Source organism: Bradyrhizobium sp. 2S1, from assembly GCF_011516625.5.
Lineage (GTDB): Bacteria > Pseudomonadota > Alphaproteobacteria > Rhizobiales > Xanthobacteraceae > Bradyrhizobium > Bradyrhizobium septentrionale.
This window is the reverse complement of record NZ_CP147717.1, coordinates 6,523,663-6,544,005: the sequence shown is the minus strand read 5'-3', so window position 1 is coordinate 6,544,005 and position 20,343 is coordinate 6,523,663. Positions and strand designations below refer to the sequence as shown.

22 protein-coding genes and 1 pseudogene are annotated in these 20,343 nt (G+C 61.2%); 12 read left to right on the top strand and 11 right to left on the bottom strand.

Going from position 1 to position 20,343, the window contains the following annotated elements; genetic code table 11:
- The first annotated feature begins 8 nt into the window (after window positions 1–8).
- Entirely contained in the window at window positions 9–1,286 is a 1,278-nt protein-coding gene (frc, locus tag HAP54_RS30760) for a formyl-CoA transferase (RefSeq protein ID WP_166293877.1), read from the top strand.
- A gap of 124 nt (window positions 1,287–1,410) precedes the next feature.
- Here frc and HAP54_RS30755 read toward each other — a convergent pair whose 3' ends face one another.
- From HAP54_RS30755 to HAP54_RS30735, 5 genes are all read right to left on the bottom strand, one after another.
- A complete protein-coding gene (locus tag HAP54_RS30755; RefSeq protein ID WP_224741714.1) occupies window positions 1,411–2,124 on the bottom strand; it encodes an ATP-binding protein in 714 nt (237 codons plus the stop codon).
- Between the two features lie 122 nt (window positions 2,125–2,246).
- Window positions 2,247–2,867, bottom strand: a complete 621-nt coding sequence (locus HAP54_RS30750) for a general stress protein (RefSeq protein ID WP_166293875.1) — start codon at window positions 2,865–2,867, stop codon at window positions 2,247–2,249.
- Window positions 2,868–2,892: 25 nt separating this feature from the next.
- Window positions 2,893–3,219: a hypothetical protein gene (locus HAP54_RS30745; RefSeq protein ID WP_165128486.1), complete on the bottom strand. Its 327-nt coding sequence runs from the start codon at window positions 3,217–3,219 to the stop codon at window positions 2,893–2,895.
- Window positions 3,220–3,299: 80 nt separating this feature from the next.
- Entirely contained in the window at window positions 3,300–3,452 is a 153-nt protein-coding gene (locus HAP54_RS30740) for a hypothetical protein (RefSeq protein WP_166293873.1), read from the bottom strand.
- A gap of 168 nt (window positions 3,453–3,620) precedes the next feature.
- A complete protein-coding gene (locus HAP54_RS30735) occupies window positions 3,621–3,854 on the bottom strand; it encodes a DUF3551 domain-containing protein (RefSeq protein WP_312022801.1) in 234 nt (77 codons plus the stop codon).
- Window positions 3,855–4,252: 398 nt separating this feature from the next.
- Between HAP54_RS30735 and HAP54_RS30730 the strand changes: the two genes are divergently transcribed.
- The 7 genes from HAP54_RS30730 (at window position 4,253) to HAP54_RS30700 (ending at window position 11,254) form a co-directional block, all read left to right on the top strand.
- Window positions 4,253–5,257, top strand: coding sequence for an alpha/beta fold hydrolase (locus tag HAP54_RS30730; RefSeq protein WP_166293872.1), 1,005 nt, complete (start codon window positions 4,253–4,255; stop codon window positions 5,255–5,257).
- A 102-nt stretch (window positions 5,258–5,359) separates the two neighbouring features.
- Entirely contained in the window at window positions 5,360–6,655 is a 1,296-nt protein-coding gene (locus HAP54_RS30725) for a DUF892 family protein (protein WP_166293870.1), read from the top strand.
- Window positions 6,656–6,733: 78 nt separating this feature from the next.
- Window positions 6,734–7,090: an autotransporter domain-containing protein gene (locus HAP54_RS30720; RefSeq protein WP_166293868.1), complete on the top strand. Its 357-nt coding sequence runs from the start codon at window positions 6,734–6,736 to the stop codon at window positions 7,088–7,090.
- Window positions 7,091–7,289: 199 nt separating this feature from the next.
- Window positions 7,290–7,427, top strand: a complete 138-nt coding sequence (locus HAP54_RS30715; protein WP_166293866.1) for a hypothetical protein — start codon at window positions 7,290–7,292, stop codon at window positions 7,425–7,427.
- Window positions 7,428–7,682: 255 nt separating this feature from the next.
- Window positions 7,683–8,975, top strand: coding sequence for an oxalate/formate MFS antiporter (gene oxlT / locus HAP54_RS30710; protein WP_175619243.1), 1,293 nt, complete (start codon window positions 7,683–7,685; stop codon window positions 8,973–8,975).
- 245 nt (window positions 8,976–9,220) lie between these two features.
- Window positions 9,221–10,537 (top strand): oxalate/formate MFS antiporter, encoded by a 1,317-nt coding sequence (gene oxlT / locus HAP54_RS30705; RefSeq protein WP_029082331.1) that lies wholly within the window; start codon window positions 9,221–9,223, stop codon window positions 10,535–10,537.
- A 282-nt stretch (window positions 10,538–10,819) separates the two neighbouring features.
- Window positions 10,820–11,254, top strand: a complete 435-nt coding sequence (locus HAP54_RS30700) for a CBS domain-containing protein (protein WP_166293864.1) — start codon at window positions 10,820–10,822, stop codon at window positions 11,252–11,254.
- Window positions 11,255–11,463: 209 nt separating this feature from the next.
- Here the strand turns inward: HAP54_RS30700 and HAP54_RS30695 are convergent, their stop codons facing one another.
- Window positions 11,464–11,607 carry a hypothetical protein gene (locus tag HAP54_RS30695; protein WP_166293862.1) on the bottom strand — a complete coding sequence of 48 codons (144 nt, stop codon included), beginning with the start codon at window positions 11,605–11,607 and terminating at the stop codon, window positions 11,464–11,466.
- Here HAP54_RS30695 and HAP54_RS30690 point away from each other — a divergent pair.
- Window positions 11,600–12,595, top strand: a pseudogene (locus tag HAP54_RS30690) (NAD(P)H-dependent flavin oxidoreductase). The gene HAP54_RS30695 and the pseudogene HAP54_RS30690 sit on opposite strands and share 8 nt — an antisense overlap.
- 148 nt (window positions 12,596–12,743) lie before the next feature.
- Complete coding sequence (locus HAP54_RS30685) at window positions 12,744–13,712, top strand: zinc-binding dehydrogenase (RefSeq protein WP_166293860.1); 969 nt, start codon at window positions 12,744–12,746, stop codon at window positions 13,710–13,712.
- A 110-nt stretch (window positions 13,713–13,822) separates the two neighbouring features.
- Here the strand turns inward: HAP54_RS30685 and HAP54_RS30680 are convergent, their stop codons facing one another.
- Window positions 13,823–14,374, bottom strand: a complete 552-nt coding sequence (locus HAP54_RS30680; RefSeq protein ID WP_166293858.1) for a TetR/AcrR family transcriptional regulator — start codon at window positions 14,372–14,374, stop codon at window positions 13,823–13,825.
- Between the two features lie 44 nt (window positions 14,375–14,418).
- On the opposite strand from HAP54_RS30680, the gene HAP54_RS30675 reads away from it, so the two are divergent.
- On the top strand, window positions 14,419–14,958 hold the full coding sequence (locus tag HAP54_RS30675; RefSeq protein ID WP_339156778.1) for a nuclear transport factor 2 family protein: 540 nt from the start codon (window positions 14,419–14,421) through the stop codon (window positions 14,956–14,958).
- 145 nt (window positions 14,959–15,103) lie between these two features.
- Here HAP54_RS30675 and HAP54_RS30670 read toward each other — a convergent pair whose 3' ends face one another.
- Window positions 15,104–16,549 (bottom strand): sensor histidine kinase, encoded by a 1,446-nt coding sequence (locus tag HAP54_RS30670; RefSeq protein WP_166293856.1) that lies wholly within the window; start codon window positions 16,547–16,549, stop codon window positions 15,104–15,106.
- Window positions 16,550–16,634: 85 nt separating this feature from the next.
- Window positions 16,635–16,838, bottom strand: a complete 204-nt coding sequence (locus HAP54_RS30665) for a hypothetical protein (protein ID WP_166293854.1) — start codon at window positions 16,836–16,838, stop codon at window positions 16,635–16,637.
- A 655-nt stretch (window positions 16,839–17,493) separates the two neighbouring features.
- Here HAP54_RS30665 and HAP54_RS30660 point away from each other — a divergent pair.
- Complete coding sequence (locus HAP54_RS30660) at window positions 17,494–18,180, top strand: Crp/Fnr family transcriptional regulator (protein ID WP_224741715.1); 687 nt, start codon at window positions 17,494–17,496, stop codon at window positions 18,178–18,180.
- A gap of 79 nt (window positions 18,181–18,259) precedes the next feature.
- Here HAP54_RS30660 and HAP54_RS30655 read toward each other — a convergent pair whose 3' ends face one another.
- Entirely contained in the window at window positions 18,260–18,682 is a 423-nt protein-coding gene (locus HAP54_RS30655) for a hypothetical protein (RefSeq protein WP_224741716.1), read from the bottom strand.
- Between the two features lie 55 nt (window positions 18,683–18,737).
- A complete protein-coding gene (locus tag HAP54_RS30650) occupies window positions 18,738–20,063 on the bottom strand; it encodes a TAXI family TRAP transporter solute-binding subunit (protein ID WP_224741717.1) in 1,326 nt (441 codons plus the stop codon).
- Window positions 20,064–20,343 lie beyond the last annotated feature (280 nt).

Below are 20,343 nucleotides of genomic sequence, written 5' to 3'. Positions count from 1 at the left end.
CAAAAGATATGACCAAGGCGCTCAAGGGCGTTCGCATTCTCGATTTCACCCACGTCCAGTCGGGTCCGACCTGCACGCAATTGCTGGCCTGGTTCGGCGCCGACGTGATCAAGGTCGAGCGTCCCGGCGTCGGCGACATCACGCGCGGCCAGCTGCAGGACATTCCGAACGTGGACAGCCTGTATTTCACCATGCTGAACCACAACAAGCGCTCGATCACGCTCGACACCAAGAACCCGAAGGGCAAGGAAGTGTTGACCGCGCTGATCAAGCAGTGCGACGTGCTGGTCGAGAATTTCGGCCCCGGCGTGCTCGATCGCATGGGCTTCCCCTGGGAGAAGATCCACGCCATCAACCCCAAGATGATCGTCGCCTCGATCAAGGGTTTCGGCCCCGGCCCGTATGAGGATTGCAAGGTCTACGAGAACGTCGCGCAGTGCACCGGCGGCGCCGCCTCGACCACCGGCTTCCGCGACGGCCTGCCGCTGGTCACCGGCGCGCAGATAGGCGACAGCGGCACCGGGCTGCATCTCGCGCTCGGCATCGTCACCGCGCTCTATCAGCGCACCCACTCCGGCCAGGGCCAGCGCGTCACCGCGGCGATGCAGGACGGCGTGCTCAACCTCGCCCGCGTCAAGCTGCGCGACCAGCAGCGCCTCGCCCACGGCCCGCTCAAGGAATACAGCCAGTTCGGCGAAGGCATTCCGTTCGGCGACGCGGTGCCGCGCGCCGGCAACGATTCCGGCGGCGGCCAGCCCGGCCGCATCCTGAAGTGCAAGGGCTGGGAGACCGACCCGAACGCCTACATCTACTTCATCACCCAGGCCCCGGTCTGGGAGAAGATCTGCGACGTGATCGGCGAGCCGACCTGGAAGACCGATCCGAACTACGCCAAGCCGCCGGCCCGCCTGCCCCGCCTGAACGAGATCTTCGGTCGCATCGAACAGTGGACGATGACGAAGACAAAATTCGAGGCGATGGAGATCCTCAACAAGGACGATATCCCCTGCGGCCCGATCCTCTCGATGAAGGAGATCGCGGAAGACCAGTCGCTGCGCGCGACCGGCACCGTGGTCGAGGTCGATCACCCGACCCGCGGCAAGTACATCTCGGTCGGCAACCCGATCAAGCTGTCGGATTCGCCGAGCGAGGTCGCCCGTTCGCCGCTGCTGGGCGAGCACACCGACGAGATCCTGCGCGAGGTGCTCGGCTTCTCCGATCACCAGGTCGCCGATATCCACGATTCCGGCGCGCTCGATCCGCCGCGCAAGCAGGCGGCGGAGTAAGGGCTGCACCTAATCAAATCGACAAATGGCCGCGGGCAACCGCGGCCATTTTTGTTTGGGCTGGTTGCCCGCTCTCCGCGTCGATAGCGACCTCAATAAGATCCGCCCGCGATGGTGCGACCGGTCAACTTCTGCGCACAGCGTCAGTCGTGCCTGACGCCAAGGGTATGCCGGACGATCGCGCTGATCTCGGCGGCGTAAGATCCTGGATAAAATCTCTCAGTGCCTCGGTATCGAACGGCTTGCGAAGTATTCTTAGACTCGACGGAGCTGCTTTCGCGGCATCGCTATAACCGGTTGTAAGGGCTATCGGCAAACCGGGATATCGCGACCGAACTTCTCTCGCGAGCCCGACGCCATCGATGGTCCCCGGCATGACGATATCGCTGAAGACGAGATCGATCTTTGTACCGGTATCGAGCAATTTCAGTGCCGCTTCGGCCGAATCTCGATAGATGGTTTCATAACCCAGATGCTCGAACAGCGAGGATGTCACATCCGCCACTTCGGGGCTGTCGTCGACAACGAGAAGCGTCTGCCGCTGCGGCTGCCTCGGCTTTGCCCGGGCAGCGGCGAGTTCCTTGCTGCTGATTTGCTCGTCTGCACAGGACGGCAAGTAGATTGTAATCGTTGTTCCTTGTCCAACCTTGCTGTCTGCCGTCACCGTTCCGCCCGCCTGGTGCGCAAAACCATAAACCTGGGACAAACCGAGCCCGGTCCCTTTGCCGACCTCTTTGGTCGTGAAAAATGGATCGAACATCTTGGACAGAAGATTCGGCGGAATACCGGTGCCCGTATCGCCAAGCGTTATCTGAATGCGCGCAACGAGCCGGCTCACGTCCCGGCTCGTTCGGCACCGGCGAAGCACCGTGTGCGGCGTCGCCTGGACGCCTGGCCGCCGCTTGAAGGGATCTTTATGGAATAAGCGACGGCTTGCCAGAGCAAGCCGTCGCAATGTTTTTAGCGCAGTGACCCACCGTAGCGCTGCCGCTCCTCGCGAATCTCTTTGGCGCCGTAGGGCTGGCTGGCAGGATCGAACGATTTCCACCCGGCCTTTTGCCAGGCGGCACTCCGGTCACGCAAGTTGACGGACGACTCGTCAAGTATCGTCTCAAGGCGAGACCGCTCCGCGTCCGCTACGCGCGCCGACACGAGCGTACCTCCGCGACGGACTCCTTCCGTGTAGGTGCCCGCGTCCTCTCTTGAAACGCCGGCCTCCGTGAGCGCTCCGACAATTCCGCCCGTAGCTGCTCCCGCGGCAGCACCAACAGCAGTCGCGGCCAGCCAGCCGGCTGCGACAACGGGCCCAAGACCAGGGATCGCGAGCAAGCCGAGGCCGGCAAGAAGACCGGCGGCGCCACCCAGGCCCGCACCGATGCCAGCGCCCTTGCCGGCACCTTCGGCGCGATCGTCGACACCATCGCGGTCACGATCGACCTTCTTGTCGGTGCTGAACCAGCTATCCGAATTGTTGGCAACGATGCTGATGTCCGAATGCGGCACGCCGGCAGCCTCGAGGCGTCGAACAGCCTGCTGGGCGTCATTGTATTTGTCGTAAAGACGAGAAATCGTAATGGTCATTTTGTACCCTTCTTACTTGGCCGAATTACTTGGCTGAATTGACGTTGCCTTGAAAGTCGACGCTTACCGCAGTGGCCGATCCGCCTTTGCTGGCCTGGCCGCGCCAAACGCCGTTGTCGTCCTTCTTCAGTTCGGTGACGTTGGCGTAGCCAGCATCCTCGATCTTCGATTTGGCTTGTCCTTCGGTGAAACTGTTGCGACCCGCGACAGGAGCGTCGGAGTTGTTCTGACCGGCACTGTTGACCGCGTTGTTGTTCGGTCCGGACTGCGCCGGTGGATTTTGCGCTGAGGCCGGCAACGCCGTGGCAGCCGCCAATAAAGAAATGCAAACGAAAAGGAACGGGCGTTTCATAGTTATCTCCAAGGTGTGAGGAGTGAGCCAAGCCCGCATCGGCGCTTTAGTTCCTCCATCGCCGCGCTGCTTGCCTGCGATCAAGCTCCGAAAAATATCAACCACGTGCCCGCCATGATGAGCCCTGCAAGCGCCAGGCTTACGGCCAGCAGCATCAACATGCCGCGACCGAGCTCGCCCTGGCGCGCTTCGAGTGAAGTCTCAACGATACGTCCGCTCTTGTCTCGATCCATGACATTGAATCCCGCGTTCGAAGGGATGGGCTTGACCGTTAGCTTGCGCGAACAGGAAGCGAAGGAAGAGCCGCAGCGAGCCTTCCGTTGTGCTCAGAGAAAGCTCGATATCGCTGCCGAGCAGTGCCAGCCCGCGGCGTGGGAACTTTGGCTAATTCCGGTCGAGCATCAGTTAGGCCGACGTTGCCGCGCGAAAGCCGCACGCGGATTGATGCCACATCCGGCATCGCGGCCGGACGCCGATGCCATGCATTGTGCCCGCGTCTGATAGTTGCAGTCGCCCGGATAACCGGTCTGCTTTCCCTGAAGACACCAGCGATATTCCTGGGCATCCGCAGGTCCCGCGCCATCGAGCACGCCCGCGCCGGCCGTAAGTAACATCAAGACTACAAGCTTGCGCACGGCCGTCTCCCGTTGCTCAGTCAAATCGTCCTATGGAATCCCAATCGGGCCTTGCGAGGTTCGTTCCTAATCCTGCCGTGCCGCAGCTCTTCGCAGTGCTAGGAACATATGGTTGCGCCTCCTGTTGCGTCTGCACGACATGACCGCCATGGCACCACCGGAACTGTCCTCGATGAGTTCAAGGCCGCAACGTTGTTGGCTACGAGATCGTTGAGGACCAAATCGATCCCAGCTTTGTGGGTGCCCCATCCGGCCGGCCTCGAAACGCCTCCGGGATGCACATGAAACTCCGGGACAAAGAAGCCGGCGTCATCAAGGTCGTGATCAGACCAGGACGTTAATCCGGCGACGCCCCCTCCCCGTCTCGAACAGCTGGCTCCGTCCAGCGGAAGTATCACATGCGCATACTGAAAAAACGTTCGCCATCGCTAGCAACCAGCACCTTTCGTGCTCTGAAGGAATATCCGATCGCGTCCACCGTAGTCGCCACGATCGGCTTGATGGCTGCCGCTGCGGTCGTCAATCAACGACTTGCCGACAAGGCGCAACGCGATCATCCGCCACAAGGACGTTTCATCGAAATCGACGGTGTCCGCCTGCACTATGTCGAACGCGGGTCCGGCCGGCCTCTGGTCCTGCTTCATGGCAATGGCAGCATGATTCAGGATTTTGAGACAAGTGGTCTCATCGATCTCGCAGCCAAGCACTATCGCGTTATCGTGTTCGATCGCCCGGGCTTCGGCTACAGCCTGAGGCCCCGAAATGTCGTATGGACCCCCGCCGCTCAGGCTGATCTCTTCAGGGACGCGCTTGCGCACCTTGGCGTCGAAAAGGCGATCGTGCTCGGACATTCCTGGGGAGCTTCCGTTGCAGTCGCCTTGGCAAGCAAGCATCCCTCAATGGTCGAAGCCCTCATACTGGCATCGGGATACTATTTCCCGACGGCGCGCACCGACGCGATCATGGCGATGACCGGGCCGGCGATACCTGGTTTCGGTGATATCCTCAGTCACACAATTTCCCCGATCCTCAGCCGTATCATGTGGCCTGCCATGCTACGGCAGCTTTTCGGACCGAAATCCGTCCCTCAAAAATTCGACGGCTTTCCAAAATCATTGGCCGTGCGCCCATCGCAACTTCGCGCCAGTGCCGCCGAGGCTGCGCTAATGGTTCCTGCGGCGATCCTGTCCGCGAAGACCTACGGTGAACTGGCCATGCCGGTCGTCATCCTGGCAGGCGAGGATGATCGCCTCATCGACATCGACGAGCAGTCCGGCAGGCTGCATGACGAGATCAAGCACAGCAAAATGCACCGCCCGAGAGCCGGCCATATGATCCAGCAGTCGGATACGGCCGACTTGATGGCTGCGGTCGACGAAGCCGCAGCGGAAACGCTGCATTGAAAACGTTCTGAGCAGAACTGATTGCGGCGCGAGTGGAATTAGGAACGTTCAACACAGCGTCCAGTTGGCCTCGAGCTTTCCCTGCCAATCAAAGGTCTTTCAATGTACCATCACGTCAAAAAGCTCATGTTCACGGTCCGGGTCGATGAACCCGATCCTCGGTTCGGCAATATGCTGCTGGAACAGTTCGGCGGCGCCAACGGCGAGCTGGCGGCCGCCATGCAATACTCCATTCAGGGCCTTAATTGCGAAGATCCGGATCGCAAGGATCTCTTGATGGATATTGGAACCGAGGAATTGAGCCACCTCGAAGTCGTCGGCTCCCTCGCACGCCTGCATCTGAAGCCCTCGAAGTTCGATCGCGAAGCGGCGGAAGCCGATCCCTTGATCGCGATTGCCGGCGGGGGCGGCGTCAATCTGTTCAACTCGCAAGGCAACGCCTGGACGGCCGACTACCTCAAGATCACGGGCGAGCTTGACGTTGATCTGCGCAGCAACATCGCTGCAGAAGCGCGCGCCAAGATCGTCTATGAACGACTGATCAATTTCTGTGATGACGCCGGCACCAAGGATGCGTTGCAGTTCTTGATGACGCGGGAAATCACTCATATGAAGGCGTTCGCGCTTGCGCTTGAGAGTATGGGCAAGCCCACGTTCAGCATCGGCCGTATCGCCCCTACGCCAGGCCTTGTCGACCAGTTCTTCAACGATTCGACCGGTTCCGGCGACAACGGTGAAATCGACACCCGAGGTCCCTGGAACGAGGGTGATGCTTGGGTTTTCATGGAATCACCGGCCCTCCAGAGCGGCGATCCCGGCGCGACACCTTCCATCGTTGCCGAGAGTTCCCCGACCGAAGCTTTCGTTGGCTTCGACGATCTGTTGATCGATCAGCTGCGGGATCTCCTGCATGCCGAGAAACAACTGACAAAGGCGTTGCCTGAGATGATCGAGGCGGCACGCTATGACCAGCTCCGCGAGCTCTTCACAATTCATCTGGCCGAAACCGAAGCGCAGGTCGACCGTCTCGACGAGTGCTTCGGGTTGCTAGGCAAGAAGCCGCGCGCCAAGCCCTGCAAGGGTATGCAGGGACTTGTCGAAGAGGGCGGCGAAGTGATCAAGGAGAGCGCCAAAAAGGACGATGCAGCCGCGGATCTTGCGCTGATCGGCGCGGCACAGCGTGTCGAGCACTACGAAATCGCGGGTTACACGACTGCCCGCAACCTCGCGCAGCAATTGCGGTACGGTGCTCTCGTCGCGCTGCTCTCGAAGACGTTGGCGGAAGAGGAGAACGCGGATCAGGTGCTCAATCAGGTCGCGCGCTCACTGATGTCGGTTGCGAAAATGCCCGCCGCTATTGAGCAGACCTTGTCCGAAGATGAGCCCACCGCGGGCTAGATCATCTTCAGAGTATTGATATTGAAGCAAGGTGGCCCCACGGCGCCACCTTGCTTCGTTCGCCATCGTCGACACGCCATGGAAAAACGACCTGTTCGCCCCGCTTCAGCCGTCGAGGCCGAGCTTGCACAGCGGCGGAATCGTATTCCCGCGAGCTTTGCCAGCAATCTCGCGCTCGCCCCCGGCATGCAGCTGACGCCGCGCGCCTCGGTGGCCTGGCAATACGCCTTCGGCGACGTGACCCCGACGGCGGCGCTCGCGTTCCAGAACCTGGGAACCGGTTTCAGCGTGGCCGGTGTGCCGCTGGCGCGCAATGCGGCGCTGGTCGAAGGCGGGCTCGACCTCAAGGTCACGCCGCAGGCCCAGCCTCGGCATCGCCTATGTCGGTCAGCTCGCCGGCCGGGTGCAGGATCACTTGGTAAAGGCCAGTTTTAGCTGGAGATTCTGACCCTTAGGGGTCCGGGTTCGGTCCGCGGCCCCTCAATCTGGGATGCCAATCAGCCGGTTTTGCTGCATTGCACAGTCGCGAATGCTGCTATGCAAACAAGTCCGCTGCGTCTGGCATCTGGTATACATAATTTGGCTGCAGATGATGAGCCGGCCCGTTGCTGGCTTCCAGCCAAAGGGGACACCAATGTCCAAGACCACCGCTTTCGCGCTCGCGCCCTCCTCCACCCTGTTCAGCCGCCTGCTGGCCTCGATCGACCGCCTGCTGATGAAGAGCGCGGAGATCTCCAACCGCAATGGCGACCTGCCGCGCTTCGGCCTCTAGGCAAGGGTTTTCCGGCACTCTCCACCGGATGCGGCTTTCGTCGCGAAACCCGACCTGACATTCAACCTTCGACCAATGGCCCCGATTTCCGGGGCCATTTTCTTTGCGCGCTGAATTACTGTCCCGCGATGCCCACTGAGTCCCGTGCGGCATAAGCGCGCGTTACCGCTGCGACAGCTTGAACCTTGGCATATCAGATACCAAGATGCCGGTCGCGCGCCATAAGCAACGACAAGGGCGCACTGGGAGGATCAATTGGCGGACATGGTTCAGGCAACTGCGGCCCCGACGGCCGCGCGTGTCAGCGACACATATCGTTGGACGCAACTCGCGATCGGCGTCGCCGCGATGGTGATGATCGCAAACTATCAATACGGGTGGACGTTCTTCGTCCCCGACATCCAGAAGAAGTTTGGATGGGATCGCGCATCGATCCAGTGGGCCTTTACGCTCTTTGTGCTGTTCGAGACCTGGCTGGTGCCGGTCGAGGGCTGGTTCGTCGATAAATACGGTCCGCGCATCGTCGTCCTGGTCGGCGGCATCCTCTGCGCGATCGGATGGGCGATCAACGCGCAGGCGACCACGCTGAACGGCTACTATCTCGGCATGATCGTCGCTGGCATCGGCGCCGGCGGTGTCTACGGCACCTGCGTCGGCAATGCGCTGAAATGGTTTCCCGACAAGCGCGGACTTGCCGCCGGCATCACCGCCGCCGGCTTCGGCGCGGGCTCGGCGCTCACGGTCGCGCCGATCCAGGCGATGATCAAGGATTCCGGCTTCCAGACCACCTTCCTCTATTTCGGTCTCGGCCAGGGCATCATCATCGTGCTGCTCTCCTTCTTCCTGCTGGCGCCGAAGGCCGGACAGGTGCCGGCGGTCGTGGCCAATGCCAACATCATCCAGACCCGGCGCAACTATCAGCCGACCGAAGTGCTGCGGCAGCCGATTTTCTGGCTGATGTACTTCATGTTCGTGATCGTCGGCGCCGGCGGGTTGATGGTGACGGCGAACCTGAAGCCGATCGCGGTCGACTGGAAGGTCGACAGCGTGCCGGTGACGCTGATGGCGGTGACGATGACGGCCGTGACCTTCGCGGCGACCATCGACCGCGTCCTCAACGGCCTGACGCGTCCGTTCTTCGGCTGGATCTCCGACATGATCGGCCGCGAGAACACGATGTTCATCGCCTTCGGCATGGAAGGCTTCGGCATCTGGATGCTCTACCTCTGGGGACACGATCCGGTGTGGTTCGTGCTGCTCTCGGGCTTCGTGTTCTTTGCCTGGGGCGAGATCTACTCGCTGTTCCCCTCGACCTGCACCGACACGTTCGGCAGCAAGTTCGCCACTACCAATGCGGGGCTGCTCTACACCGCGAAAGGCACGGCGGCGCTGCTGGTGCCGATCGCCAACTACATGCAGCAGTCGTCGGGCAGTTGGGACAGCGTGTTCATCATCGCGGCAGGCGCCAACATCCTCGCCTCGCTGCTGGCGATCGCGCTGCTCAAACCGTGGCGAAAGATCGTGGTCGCGAAATCGGCTATGGCCTGAACAACGACCTCACTCCTGCTGACGAAAGCGCCCGGCCAAAAGCCGGGCGTTTTCATTTCTTCCAGAGCATTTTCGAGCGAAATGGATGCCGATTCCGGCTCCGTATGCCAGATTTGCTGCGACGCAGCAGAAAGATGGGCTCGCTTTCTGGAATATAGTATACCAACTTCCGCCGAGCGCTTGCGACGATACGCCACAATAATTGCGACACTCGGTCACAAGACCAGCGCGCTCGGGAGGACTTGATGGTTTCCAGCAATACTGCCGTCACACAAGATCAACCTTCGTCCAGTGGCTTCCGCTGGCTGCAGCTCGTGATGGGCATCGTCTGCATGGCGATGATCGCGAACCTGCAATACGGCTGGACGCTGTTCGTCGACCCGATCGACGGCACGCATCATTGGGGCCGCGCGGCTATCCAGTTTGCCTTCACGATCTTCGTGGTGACCGAGACCTGGCTGGTGCCGGTCGAGGCCTGGTTCGTCGACAAATACGGCCCGCGGATCGTCATCATGTTCGGCGGCGTCATGATCACGCTGTCCTGGGTGCTGAACTCGTACGCTGATTCACTCACCATGCTCTACGCCGCGGCGGTGATCGGCGGCATCGGCGCCGGCTCGGTGTACGGCACCTGCGTCGGCAATGCGCTGAAATGGTTTCCCGATCGCCGCGGCCTTGCCGCGGGCGCAACGGCCGCAGGGTTCGGCGCCGGCGCGGCGCTGACCGTGGTGCCGATCGCCAACATGATCGCCTCGAGCGGCTATCAGGCCGCGTTCTTCGATTTCGGCATCGGGCAAGGCCTGATCGTGTTCCTGCTCGCCTTCTTCATCCAGAAGCCTGCGGTCACGATCCCGCCGAAGAAGAAGCAGCTCAATCTGCCGCAGACCAAGATCGACTTCACGCCGCCGCAAGTGCTGCGCAGCCCGATCTTCTGGGTGATGTATCTGGTGTTCGTGATGGTCGCCTCCGGCGGCCTGATGGCGGCGGCGCAGATCGCGCCGATCGCGCACGACTACAAGATCGCCAACACGCCGGTGACGCTCGCCGGCTTCCAGATGGCGGCGCTGACCTTTGCGATCTCGCTCGACCGCATCTTCGACGGTTTCGGACGGCCGTTCTTCGGTTGGGTCTCCGACAATATCGGCCGCGAGCACACCATGTTCATCGCGTTCGGTACCGGCGCGCTGATGCTGCTGACGCTCTCCACCTGGGGCCACAACCCGCTGGTGTTCGTGCTGGCAACCGCGGTCTATTTCGGGGTGTTCGGCGAGATCTACTCGCTATTCCCGGCGACCTGCGGCGACACCTTCGGCTCGAAGTTCGCGACCACCAACAACGGCATGCTGTACACGGCAAAGGGCACCGCCGCGCTGCTGGTGCCGGCCGCCAGCATCGTCGCCGCCAGCTATGGTTGGCAGGCGGTGTTCGTGATCGCGGTCGCGCTCAATGCCACCGCGGCGCTGATGGCGCTGTTCGTGGTCAAGCCGATGCGCCGCGCCTTCATCCACGGCAACGAGGCTGCCGCCGCGACCGAAACCGCGACGAGCGCCAAGACCGCTTGATGTGACGGCCTGATTTGACGGGCCTGATTTCGAGACTTCCTCCCGAACTGACAGAGGCGCACTTCGGTGCGCCTCTTTCTTTTGGCGCAGTCAGGCATGCCAGATACCAGTGAGCCGGAGTAGCCGAAGGTCCGGTCACTCATCGCAGCTCATAATCGTCCGAAATGTCAGCGTCCCTGCCTATTTCAGCGATTTCCTGGTGGTAGATTTCTGCCGTGGCCACGTTGACAACTGGTATTTTGTATACCAGAATCCTGTCAACGATAACCCAAGGAGGTTGCCATGCAAGTCGGAGATATCCTGCGCAAGAAAACCCCTCGCGTCGCCACGGTTCGCATGAACGAGACGGTCGCGATCGCCGCGCAACTGATGCGCGCCAGCAATATCAGCGCGCTGGTGGTCAAGGATGTCGTTCGCACCGAAGGCAACACCGCGGTCGGCATGTTCACCGAGCGCGACGTGGTGCGCGCGGTCGCCGAGCACGGCGCAGCCGGCGCCAGCATGAAGGTGTCGCAGTTCGTCTCGGTGCAGCAGCTGGTGTCGTGCACCTCGACCGACACGCTCGAGCACATCCGTCATCTCATGACCAAGCACCACATCCGCCACGTGCCGGTGATCGACAATTACAGCCTGATCGGCGTCGTCAGCATGCGCGACATCGCAGCCGCGTTCGACGAGGAAACCGCCGCGTCGATGAAACAGGCTGTGCCAGCGTAACGCGCATCATCTTGCCTTGCTCTCAACAGAGCGTTTTCGAGCGAAGTGGATACCGGTTCGCGTGAAGAAAACGCGTCAAGATGAATCGAGAGCTCCGGTCCGATTCAATCGGAACGGAAATAGCTCGAGGCGCTGCGTGTCGAACACCAGCGCCTGAGCAATTGACCGAAAGCTTCGAGCCCGCCCTCACCTGACCGCCGCGCGCCCCTTCATTTCCGCATGGGCGCGCCGCCGGCGGCCGGTAGACATTTGCCGGTCAGGACTGCATCCTTCCGCTCGACATCAAAAACAAACCGTGCGCGGCCGTCCGCGTCGCGGAAAATTCCAGCGGAAACCGAGGGCAGAATGATCAAGACACGTTTCACCGAGATGTTCGGCGTCGACCACCCGATCGTGCAGGGCGGCATGCAATGGGTCGGGCGCGCGGAGCTCGTTGCCGCCGTCGCCAATGCCGGCGCGCTCGGCATGATCACAGCGCTGACCCAGCCAACGCCGGACGATCTGCGCAAGGAAATCGCGCGCTGCCGCGAGCTGACCGACAAGCCGTTCGGCGTCAACCTGACCATCCTGCCCGCGATCAAGCCGCCGCCCTACGCCTAGTATCGCCAGGCCATCATCGAGAGCGGCATCAAGATCGTCGAGACCGCCGGCAACAAGCCGCAGGAACATGTCGACGAGTTCAAGAAGCACGGCGTCAAGGTGCTGCACAAATGCACCAGCGTCCGCCACGCGCTGTCCGCCGAGCGGATGGGCGCCGACGCGATCTCGATCGACGGCTTTGAATGCGCCGGACATCCCGGCGAGGACGACACCCCCGGCCTGATCCTGATTCCTGCCGCCGCCGACAAGGTGAAGATCCCGATGATCGCCTCCGGCGGCTTCGGTGACGCGCGCGGCCTCGTGGCTGCGCTGGCGCTCGGCGCCGAAGGCATCAACATGGGCACGCGCTTCATGTGCACCAAGGAGAGCCCGATCCATCAGCTCGTCAAGAAACGCATCGTCGCCAATGACGAGCGCGAGACCGAGCTGATCTTCCGCACCATGCGCAACACCTCGCGCGTCGCCAGGAATGCGATCTCGACCAAGGTCGTGCAGATGGAGAAGGAAGGCGCCAAGTTCGAGGACGTCCGCGAGCTGGTCGCCGGCGCCCGCGGCAAGATGGTCTATTCGACCGGCGATGCCGACGAAGGCATCTGGTCGGCCGGCCAGGTGCAGGGCCTGATCCACGACATCCCGTCCTGCGGCGAACTGATCTCGCGCATCGTCCACGAGGCGGAAGCGATCATCCGCGAGCGGCTGGAAGTCATGATGTCCGGCGGCAAGCGCCAGGCCGCGGAATAGGCGTCCAGTAGTGATCCGTCACCCTGAGGAGCGCGAAGCGCGTCTCGAAGGGTCGACGGCCACCGGCCGGGCCGTGCATCCTTCGAGACGCCGCTTCGCGGCTCCTCAGGATGACGGAATTAATCTCACGCAAGCCAGGAACAATCCCATGAAAGCCTATGTGTACGGCGCAAACGGCCCCGAGATATCAGACGTCGCAAAACCCGTGCCGAAGGGCACCCAGGTGCTGGTGAAAGTCCACGCCTGCGGGCTGAACCGCGCCGACCTCGGCATGACCAAGGGCCACGTCCATGGCGCGGCCGGCGGCGTCGGCAGCGTGCTCGGCATGGAATGGGCCGGCGAGGTCGCCGAGCTCGGCCCCGACGCCAAAGGCGTCAAGGTCGGCGACAAGATCATGGGCTCCGGCGGCGCGGCGTTCGCCGAATACACGCTCGCCGATCACGGAAGGCTGTTCCGCAGCCCCTCGAACATGAATTTCGACGAGGCCGCCACCCTGCCCGTCGCGCTCGCCACCATGCACAATGCGGTGGTCACCAACGGCGCGCTGCAGCCGGGCCAGACCGTGCTGATCCAGGGCGCGAGCTCCGGCGTCGGCCTGATGGCGATGCAGATCGCCAAGCTGAAGGGCGCCAAGCTCGTGGTCGGGTCCTCGACCGATCCGATGCGGCGCGGGCGCTTGAAGGAATTCGGCGCCGATCTCGCGGTCGATTCCAAGGATTCCGGCTGGGTCGATCAGGTGTTGCAGGCGACCTCCGGCGAAGGCGTCGATCTGATCGTCGATCAGGTCTCAGGACCCGTCGCGAACCAGAATCTCAAGGCGACCAAGGTCAAGGGCCGCATCGTCAATGTCGGCCGGCTCGGCGGCACCCATGGCGACTTCAACTTCGACCTGCATGCGGCGCGCCGCATCCAGTATATCGGCGTCACCTTCCGCACCCGCTCGATCGAGGAGATCCGCGAGATCTTCGACGAGGTGCGCAAGGACATCTGGCCCGCGGTGGAGTCGCGAAAACTGCAGCTGCCGATCGACCAGGTCTACAAATTCGCCGACATCGGCAAGGCGTTCGCGCACATGGAAGCGAACAACCACCTCGGCAAGATCGTGGTGACGCTCTAGCGAAGGCACCAGTGCGTAGGATGGGTGGAGCGCAGCGATACCCATCAATTATATCCGCGCGGTGAGATGATGGGTTTCGCTACGCTCTACCCATCCTACGGTCCTGTTCCTTATGCGAAAGGAAGAGACGCCCGCGTCTCGCTCAGGATTTCCTTTGAGAGTTTCTCATCGTCGACCAAACGGGCAAGCACCATCGCGCCGACCATGGCCGACCATGCGGCAATTGCTGCGCGCCGTTTCTCCTTCGGCACGTCGCCTTCGGCATCAACAGTGAGATGATCGATCCGGCTGCGGACGGCTGCCGTCATTTTCTGCCGGAGATCGGCGGACCCTCGCGCGGCTTCCGTTCCCAGGCTTGAGAACAGGCAAGAGGTGGCGCGGTTGTCGCGGTGCTTGACGCTGAGATAGCCGTTGGCAAATTCCGCCGCCGAGCGGCGCGGCCTGGCCGTATCCGGAGCCGGTGGCAGCGCTTGCCCAACCGCTTCCGCGACCAGCGCCTCCTTGGATGGAAAGTGTCCGTAAAAGGCGCCGTGCGTCAGGCCCGCCTCCTTCATGACATCAGCGACGGTGACATAGTCGAAGCCTCGCTGCCGAAACAGGCTGGCGGCGACGGCCAAAATCCGTGCGCGGTGCTCTGCGACCTGTTCCTTGCTCACTTTCATGTGCGCGTCTCCGAACCCGCTTGACTCTATACATGACACTCATCATGAATACAATCATGATGTTCGTCATGAATAAGAGCCCGCACACCATGCCTCACAACCTCTCGGCCATCCTGCGCCGCCGCTCGGTCAGCGCCGCGCTTCTCCTCATCGCATTGGCGACCATCCCGGGCGGACGTGTATCCGCCGCCGCCGGTGAAGCCGAGGCACGCGCGTTCTTTGCCAAATTCGTCGCTGCGCAAAATGCCCATGACGTCAGCGACGTGAAGGCCATGCTGTGGAATTCGCCCGACATGCTTTGGTACGGGCGAGGCGTCGAGACCAGAGGGCCCGACGCCGTCGCCGATCGCTTCAGGGAATACTACCAGGGCACATGGCATCTCGAGCCCGACATGTCGCAATTTCGCGCCACCGCGATCTCGGACGACGTCATGCAGATCCTCGTTCCGATCGTTTTCACGCGGGGCCTCCCAGGCCAGCCGTCGCGAGACAACAAGTTTCTGATCAGCCAGACGCTGATTCACGATGCAAACGGCTGGCACGTCGCCTCGATCATGCCGATCGCAAACACGCAGTTGAAGTAGTCGCGCAGGATGGGTGGAGCGACTTGTCCGCCGTAGCTCGAAGAGCGAAGGCGGAAGCGATACCGATCAAGCGGCGCGCGGTGAGATGATGGGTTTCGCTCCGCTCTATCCATCCTTGCACCGTGACGGCACGTCGCGGGCCGGCCTATGCGAGCGGCAACGCGATTTCGCACCTGAGCCCGTTTGCGCGCCAATCAAAACGCACCTCACCCTTGAGTTGCCCGATCATGTTTTCCACAATGCGTGTGCCGAACCCGCGGTGCGTCGGCGGCGTGACGGTTGGCCCACCCGATTCGACCCAGCGCAGGCTGAGCCTTCCGCCTGCCGTAAGGGACCACGTGATTTCAACGTAACCAGCCGCCGCCGATAGCGATCCGTATTTTGCCGAGTTGGTCGCGAGCTCGTGCAAGGAAATTGCAGCAGTCTGAGCCGTACTCGGCTCCAGCATGACGGCTGGGCCGTCAATTCGCACACGCGCCCCTCTCTCCCCGCTGTAAGCCAGAAGCTCTTGCGTGACCAGGCGGTGAAGCTCGGCTCCCGCCCAGCGGGATTCCACGAACAGCGTATGGACCTTTGCCAACGCTCCAATGCGCCCCTCGATCAGTTCCTTGAGATCGTCAGACGTAGCTGAATGGGAAAGTCGCACCGTCGCCAACACGGTGGCCAGGATGTTCTTCGTTCGATGCTCGGCCTCGTGCGCGAGATTGACGACCTGCGCCTGGCTTCGCTTGTGCTCGGTGATGTTGCGCGCGATTTTCGATGCGCCGACGACCGCGCCTTGAGCATTTCTGACCGGCGAAACGCTCAGGGAAATGTCGATCAAGCGCCCATGCTTGCATTGCCGAACAGTTTCATAGTGTTCGACGCGCTGACCGCGCCGGACTCGCCCCATGATCACTGTTTCCTCTTCCTGGCGATCTGGCGGAATCAGAATCGTAATCGGCTGGCCGATGATTTCCTCGGCGAGGTAGCCAAAAATGCGTTCCGTGCCGCCGTTCCAGCTCGTGATGGTGCCATTGAGGTCCTTGCCGACGATCGCATCGTTGCTTGATTCGATGATGGCGGCGAGCCTTAGCGCGGCCTCCTCGCCGCGTTTGCGCTCCGTTATGTCCTGGAAGCAGTTGATGGCGCCGGCAATGTTCCCCTCACGGTCCTTGACTGCCTCGATGTCAACGAGCGCGATGCCGCGAGAACCGTCAGGTCGCTCAATGTGAACTTCCTGCTGGCGCACGGATACACCGGTGCGCAGAACATCGGCCATGGGGCATTGATGGTGCAGGAGCAGACTGCCGTCGGGGCGAAACATTCGATACGATCCACAGAACCGTTCCTCGGGATCGCCGAGTTTCGGCAATCGGCCCCATAGTTCCGCAGCACGGCGGTTGTATCGAACGACAAGACCATCCCGGTCACAAACATAAACGGCAAACGGCAGTTGCTCGAACAACCGCCCGGGCAATTCGAAGGCCGGTTCCTCATCGCGCACACCAAGGACGACGCCGGCAGCGTTCGCAATTGCATCGACCTCGTTGGAGGTTCTCACGGCTTCGCGCTGACGGAAGCGTCGCGCGTCGGAAGGTACAGTGCTCATTGTGGTGCAATCCAAGTCGGATTGGTGATTTGGTTTATCCCGGAGCCGGAACCCGACATGCCGCAACTCTCCCGATCCGCATCTGTTACTTCGATTTGACGGCTTGTGGTGCAAGCGCGCGCTTCATGAAAGCATACACCCTCAACTGTGCGGCGTTACGAAGCGCATTCTGTCTCGCCTCGCCTTCCGGCAATTGCTTCGCCTCACTGGCGCGCGCATCTGCCTGCTCGTCCAGATGGTCGGCCGTCAGAAATGTGGTCTTCGTCCTGTTACGCCTTTTGAGGTTCATGTCGGTGATCCCGAATTTCCCTCAAACCAGTCGAGCGGTTCGGGTTGGGACGGGCCCGATACAACCTGCATTTGATGGACGTGGCCGCAGCTTTTGCAGCGCAGCGTCCAATGCTCATGCCCAGGTCGCGAAGGCATAATGCGCTGCACCACGGTGGCGCCCGCACATCGCTGGCATCGTGGGTTCGACTGGAACCGGGGTGGCGATGGAGCTGTTTGATCGGCCATTTCTAATCTCCCATTGAGATTGCCAAAATCTAGTCCGGGGATTTAAGGTGGCCGCTAAGCCACCCTCGGCCGTCGCCGCTCAAGGGGTCGCTGACCACCAAGGTTCGCTGGGCACGATCACACTTGGGGCACTCGAAAGTGCGGACTTGGTAACCCACTGCGCCCGACGCAATGCAGGCCAGCCGCGTGCGGGTCTGGCAGAGCGGACAGCGCGGGCGCTCGATGGCGCTCAGCGGCGGACCGGTTGGAAACGTGCGAAGGCCGAGCATGCGGGCACCCTCTCTGGATCGGGCGGGCGCCCACCACATTGCCGGACACCGGCCACCGACCGGGTGATTTTCTCCCCTTGGAAACTGGTCCGCTGGTCAATATTGACCACAACACACCAGTTTTAATATTTAGAGATCGCTGGTCCGAAGGAGGGGCTTGTGAAGCCTGCAAAGCGACAGTTCGATCCCCAGGCTTTTCTCGCCAAAGTCGGGACCGGCAAGACGATATTGAAGTACCGTAAAGGCCGGATCATCTACGCCCAGGGCGAAGAGGCCGATAAGGTCTTTTACGTCCAATCGGGCAAGGTCAAGGTGACCGTCGTTTCCGAGCAAGGCAAGGAAGCCGTCGTCGGCATATTGGATGCTGCGCAGTTTTTTGGCGAAGGCTGCCTGAACGGTCAGGCGGTCCGCGTGGGAACCGCAAGGGCGATGGAGGAGTGCCTTATCACCTCAATCACGCGGAAGGCGATGATGGCGGCGCTCCGCAAGGAGCCACGATTTTCAGAACTTTTGGTGACCTACCTGGTGACCAGGAGCAATCGCATTGAAGAAGACTTGATCGACCAGCTGTTCAATTCGAGCGAGAAGCGGCTCGCACGCCTTCTTCTTCTGCTGGCCAATTTCGGAAAAGATGGAAAGCCAACACCAATCGATGCTTCGATCAATCAAGCAACCTTGGCGGAGATGATCGGAACGACCCGATCCCGGGTGAGCTACTTCCTGAACAAATTTCGCAAGCTGGGATTGATCAGCTACAACGGAAAGATCGAGGTGCATCGTTCCTTGTTGAACGCGGTCCTGTATGAAAAGCCTCAGCTGGAAAGAGACGAAGAACCCGCCCAATAGATCGCACCATTGCGCGAGCCTGAGCGGACTCGATCCGGCCGGTCCGGCTTGTCCGTAAAGGACAAGAGAAGGTCATTCGCTAAGGGAGCCGTTCGACCTTCGCCGCCATGTCAGGGGCACGCGTAATCCTGTACTTGGCATTGCTGCATTTGAGAACCCAGACGTCGCGATCTGGTCGAGACAATCTCGTATTCTTCTTTGCACCGAGCGGCTTCTCGCAGGTGAAGCCTTGTGTGCGAATCTGGGCCGCCAGCATCCCCTGAGGCGTTTCGGCCGGAATCTGCTGCGCCCGCGCCTGGGGACTAAAAAGAACAAGACCGATGGCCAACAGTAGTGATCCAGGTGCTTTGTGCATGATTTCAACCCTTAAAGCAGACACCCGCCGCCCGTTCGAATGTCGAACTATAGCAGAAACACCCGTGTTGCCTTCCTGCCAAACCTGAACTTTGGACATACCGATCCATCGACGCCAAGGACGCGGTTTGCCAACAAGACCGGCCATCAGCCGACCTTCCAAATTGCAAAAATGCGTCGCGCACGCTCGATCGACTAGACCGCTACCCGTTGCGAGCGACCGTGAGTCCATTCGCGAGAATCTGCCGGCGATCGTGAATCAGGTTCTCCAGACGGTGCGCTGCGACATTCAGGGTTGCGGCATCCACGGCACTCTCGTCGCCAGCCGCAGCCTTGGCCCGTTGCGCCCGCAAGATATCGTCAATCTCGTCTTCGATCGTACCGAGTTCGGCCTCGCTATCTGCACTCCGTATCCGCCGAACCAGGGCATACAACGCGTCGAGCGGACCATCATTTGCGAATGGCCCGATTCCCAGAAATTTCCAGGCCGCCGCGAGCACCGTGGCCATGCCGCCCAAGATCATCGGCGTCAGATAGATCCAGTTGCCGTATTCATCCATGAAGCTCTGCTGGGTCCCGTTGTAGAAGGCGGCGGCTCCCGGATGGAGCGCGAGGTAGGCATCCGCATCTGTGCTGGGAGCCGCAATTTGCGCAAAGATCGGCTGCTCGACCATGAGGTCCCTGCGCACGTTCATGATCGTCTGGGTCAGGCTGGTGACCAGATCAGAACCGAGCTTCTTGTTTGCAACCAGATATAATGCGGTTCTCAGCGTCGTCAGATCGTCGTCAGGAACCGGCGGGGCTCCGCGCAACGTGCCCTTTGGCACGTCAAAGCTCTCGTAGGCGCGGTCGGCTTCCGCGATCGCCCCGGCGGATCCGATTGATATGAGCACCGGCAACGTTTTGGGACCCTGCTGGAAGAATCCTCGCACCAGCGACAAATATTTTTGTGACAGTGGAATGACGACGAGGAGAGCGCTGATCTCCTTCGATTGAAGCGCGCGCCGGGCGTCTGCCAGTGCAACGTCCTTGAACACCTTGGCACGAACCAGGCCATATTCATTGCTCAAGACATCCACGAGCTTGGAGTTTGTTTCTGCTGAAATCACACCGACACTATGGCCCTTGAGCCCGGCCATGTCCTCGATTGACGAGCCCGGCGGCGCAATCACCAGCGCTACGACGTGGCTGACGACAACAACGGCCTGCGCTTGCGACAAATCACCGACATCGCCGCGAACGACAGCGAGATCGGCCTTGCCCGAAGCGAATGTCTTGGCCGCTGCCAGCGCCGTCCCGGTGTCGATGACTGTCAGCCGCACCGGCGCGTTGATCGTGACCAGCCGGCTCGCGATCGTCGACATTGCCTTGGCAGCTTCACCGTCGATCGAGCCGACCGCCACAGTCAGGGTTACGGGACGCGTATAGTACCGGTAGCCAAAGAGACCTGCACCGGCAGCAAGGATGACACCCCCCGCAATCAGGACGAAACGAAGCCAGAGCGGCAATCTGATCGACGTTAGATTCACTGTTGCCTCTCCGTTTGGTCGAGCGATGTGCAATCGCTCCCGCCTCAAAGATACGCTGTATAGGAGCTGACCCACACAAGAATCGAAGCGAGAAGGCCAATCACGCGTGTGCGGGCAATCTGACCGTCGGCGGGAACGCCGACGGCACGTTCTCGATTTCGCCAACGGCGCCCGCCAGCACGGTGACGCCGACACGCAGGATGGTGACGAAGTAAAGCTTATCGTGCCGGGCCTGAACCGGTGAACGCCAGTGGCGAGGCGACCTTCGGCGCGCTATGCA

Excerpts from the sequence above, each read along its gene's own strand:
- frc (WP_166293877.1), top strand. The coding sequence starts at position 9 with ATGACCAAGGCGCTCAAGGGCGTTCGCATTCTCGATTTCACCCACGTC.
- HAP54_RS30750 (WP_166293875.1), bottom strand. The coding sequence starts at position 2,867 with ATGACCATTACGATTTCTCGTCTTTACGACAAATACAATGACGCCCAG.
- HAP54_RS30745 (WP_165128486.1), bottom strand. The coding sequence starts at position 3,219 with ATGAAACGCCCGTTCCTTTTCGTTTGCATTTCTTTATTGGCGGCTGCC.
- HAP54_RS30740 (WP_166293873.1), bottom strand. The coding sequence starts at position 3,452 with ATGGATCGAGACAAGAGCGGACGTATCGTTGAGACTTCACTCGAAGCG.
- HAP54_RS30730 (WP_166293872.1), top strand. The coding sequence starts at position 4,253 with ATGCGCATACTGAAAAAACGTTCGCCATCGCTAGCAACCAGCACCTTT.
- HAP54_RS30725 (WP_166293870.1), top strand. The coding sequence starts at position 5,360 with ATGTACCATCACGTCAAAAAGCTCATGTTCACGGTCCGGGTCGATGAA.
- HAP54_RS30720 (WP_166293868.1), top strand. The coding sequence starts at position 6,734 with ATGGAAAAACGACCTGTTCGCCCCGCTTCAGCCGTCGAGGCCGAGCTT.
- HAP54_RS30715 (WP_166293866.1), top strand. The coding sequence starts at position 7,290 with ATGTCCAAGACCACCGCTTTCGCGCTCGCGCCCTCCTCCACCCTGTTC.
- oxlT (WP_029082331.1), top strand. The coding sequence starts at position 9,221 with ATGGTTTCCAGCAATACTGCCGTCACACAAGATCAACCTTCGTCCAGT.
- HAP54_RS30700 (WP_166293864.1), top strand. The coding sequence starts at position 10,820 with ATGCAAGTCGGAGATATCCTGCGCAAGAAAACCCCTCGCGTCGCCACG.
- HAP54_RS30685 (WP_166293860.1), top strand. The coding sequence starts at position 12,744 with ATGAAAGCCTATGTGTACGGCGCAAACGGCCCCGAGATATCAGACGTC.
- HAP54_RS30680 (WP_166293858.1), bottom strand. The coding sequence starts at position 14,374 with ATGAAAGTGAGCAAGGAACAGGTCGCAGAGCACCGCGCACGGATTTTG.
- HAP54_RS30675 (WP_339156778.1), top strand. The coding sequence starts at position 14,419 with ATGAATACAATCATGATGTTCGTCATGAATAAGAGCCCGCACACCATG.
- HAP54_RS30670 (WP_166293856.1), bottom strand. The coding sequence starts at position 16,549 with ATGAGCACTGTACCTTCCGACGCGCGACGCTTCCGTCAGCGCGAAGCC.
- HAP54_RS30665 (WP_166293854.1), bottom strand. The coding sequence starts at position 16,838 with ATGAACCTCAAAAGGCGTAACAGGACGAAGACCACATTTCTGACGGCC.
- HAP54_RS30655 (WP_224741716.1), bottom strand. The coding sequence starts at position 18,682 with ATGGCCGGTCTTGTTGGCAAACCGCGTCCTTGGCGTCGATGGATCGGT.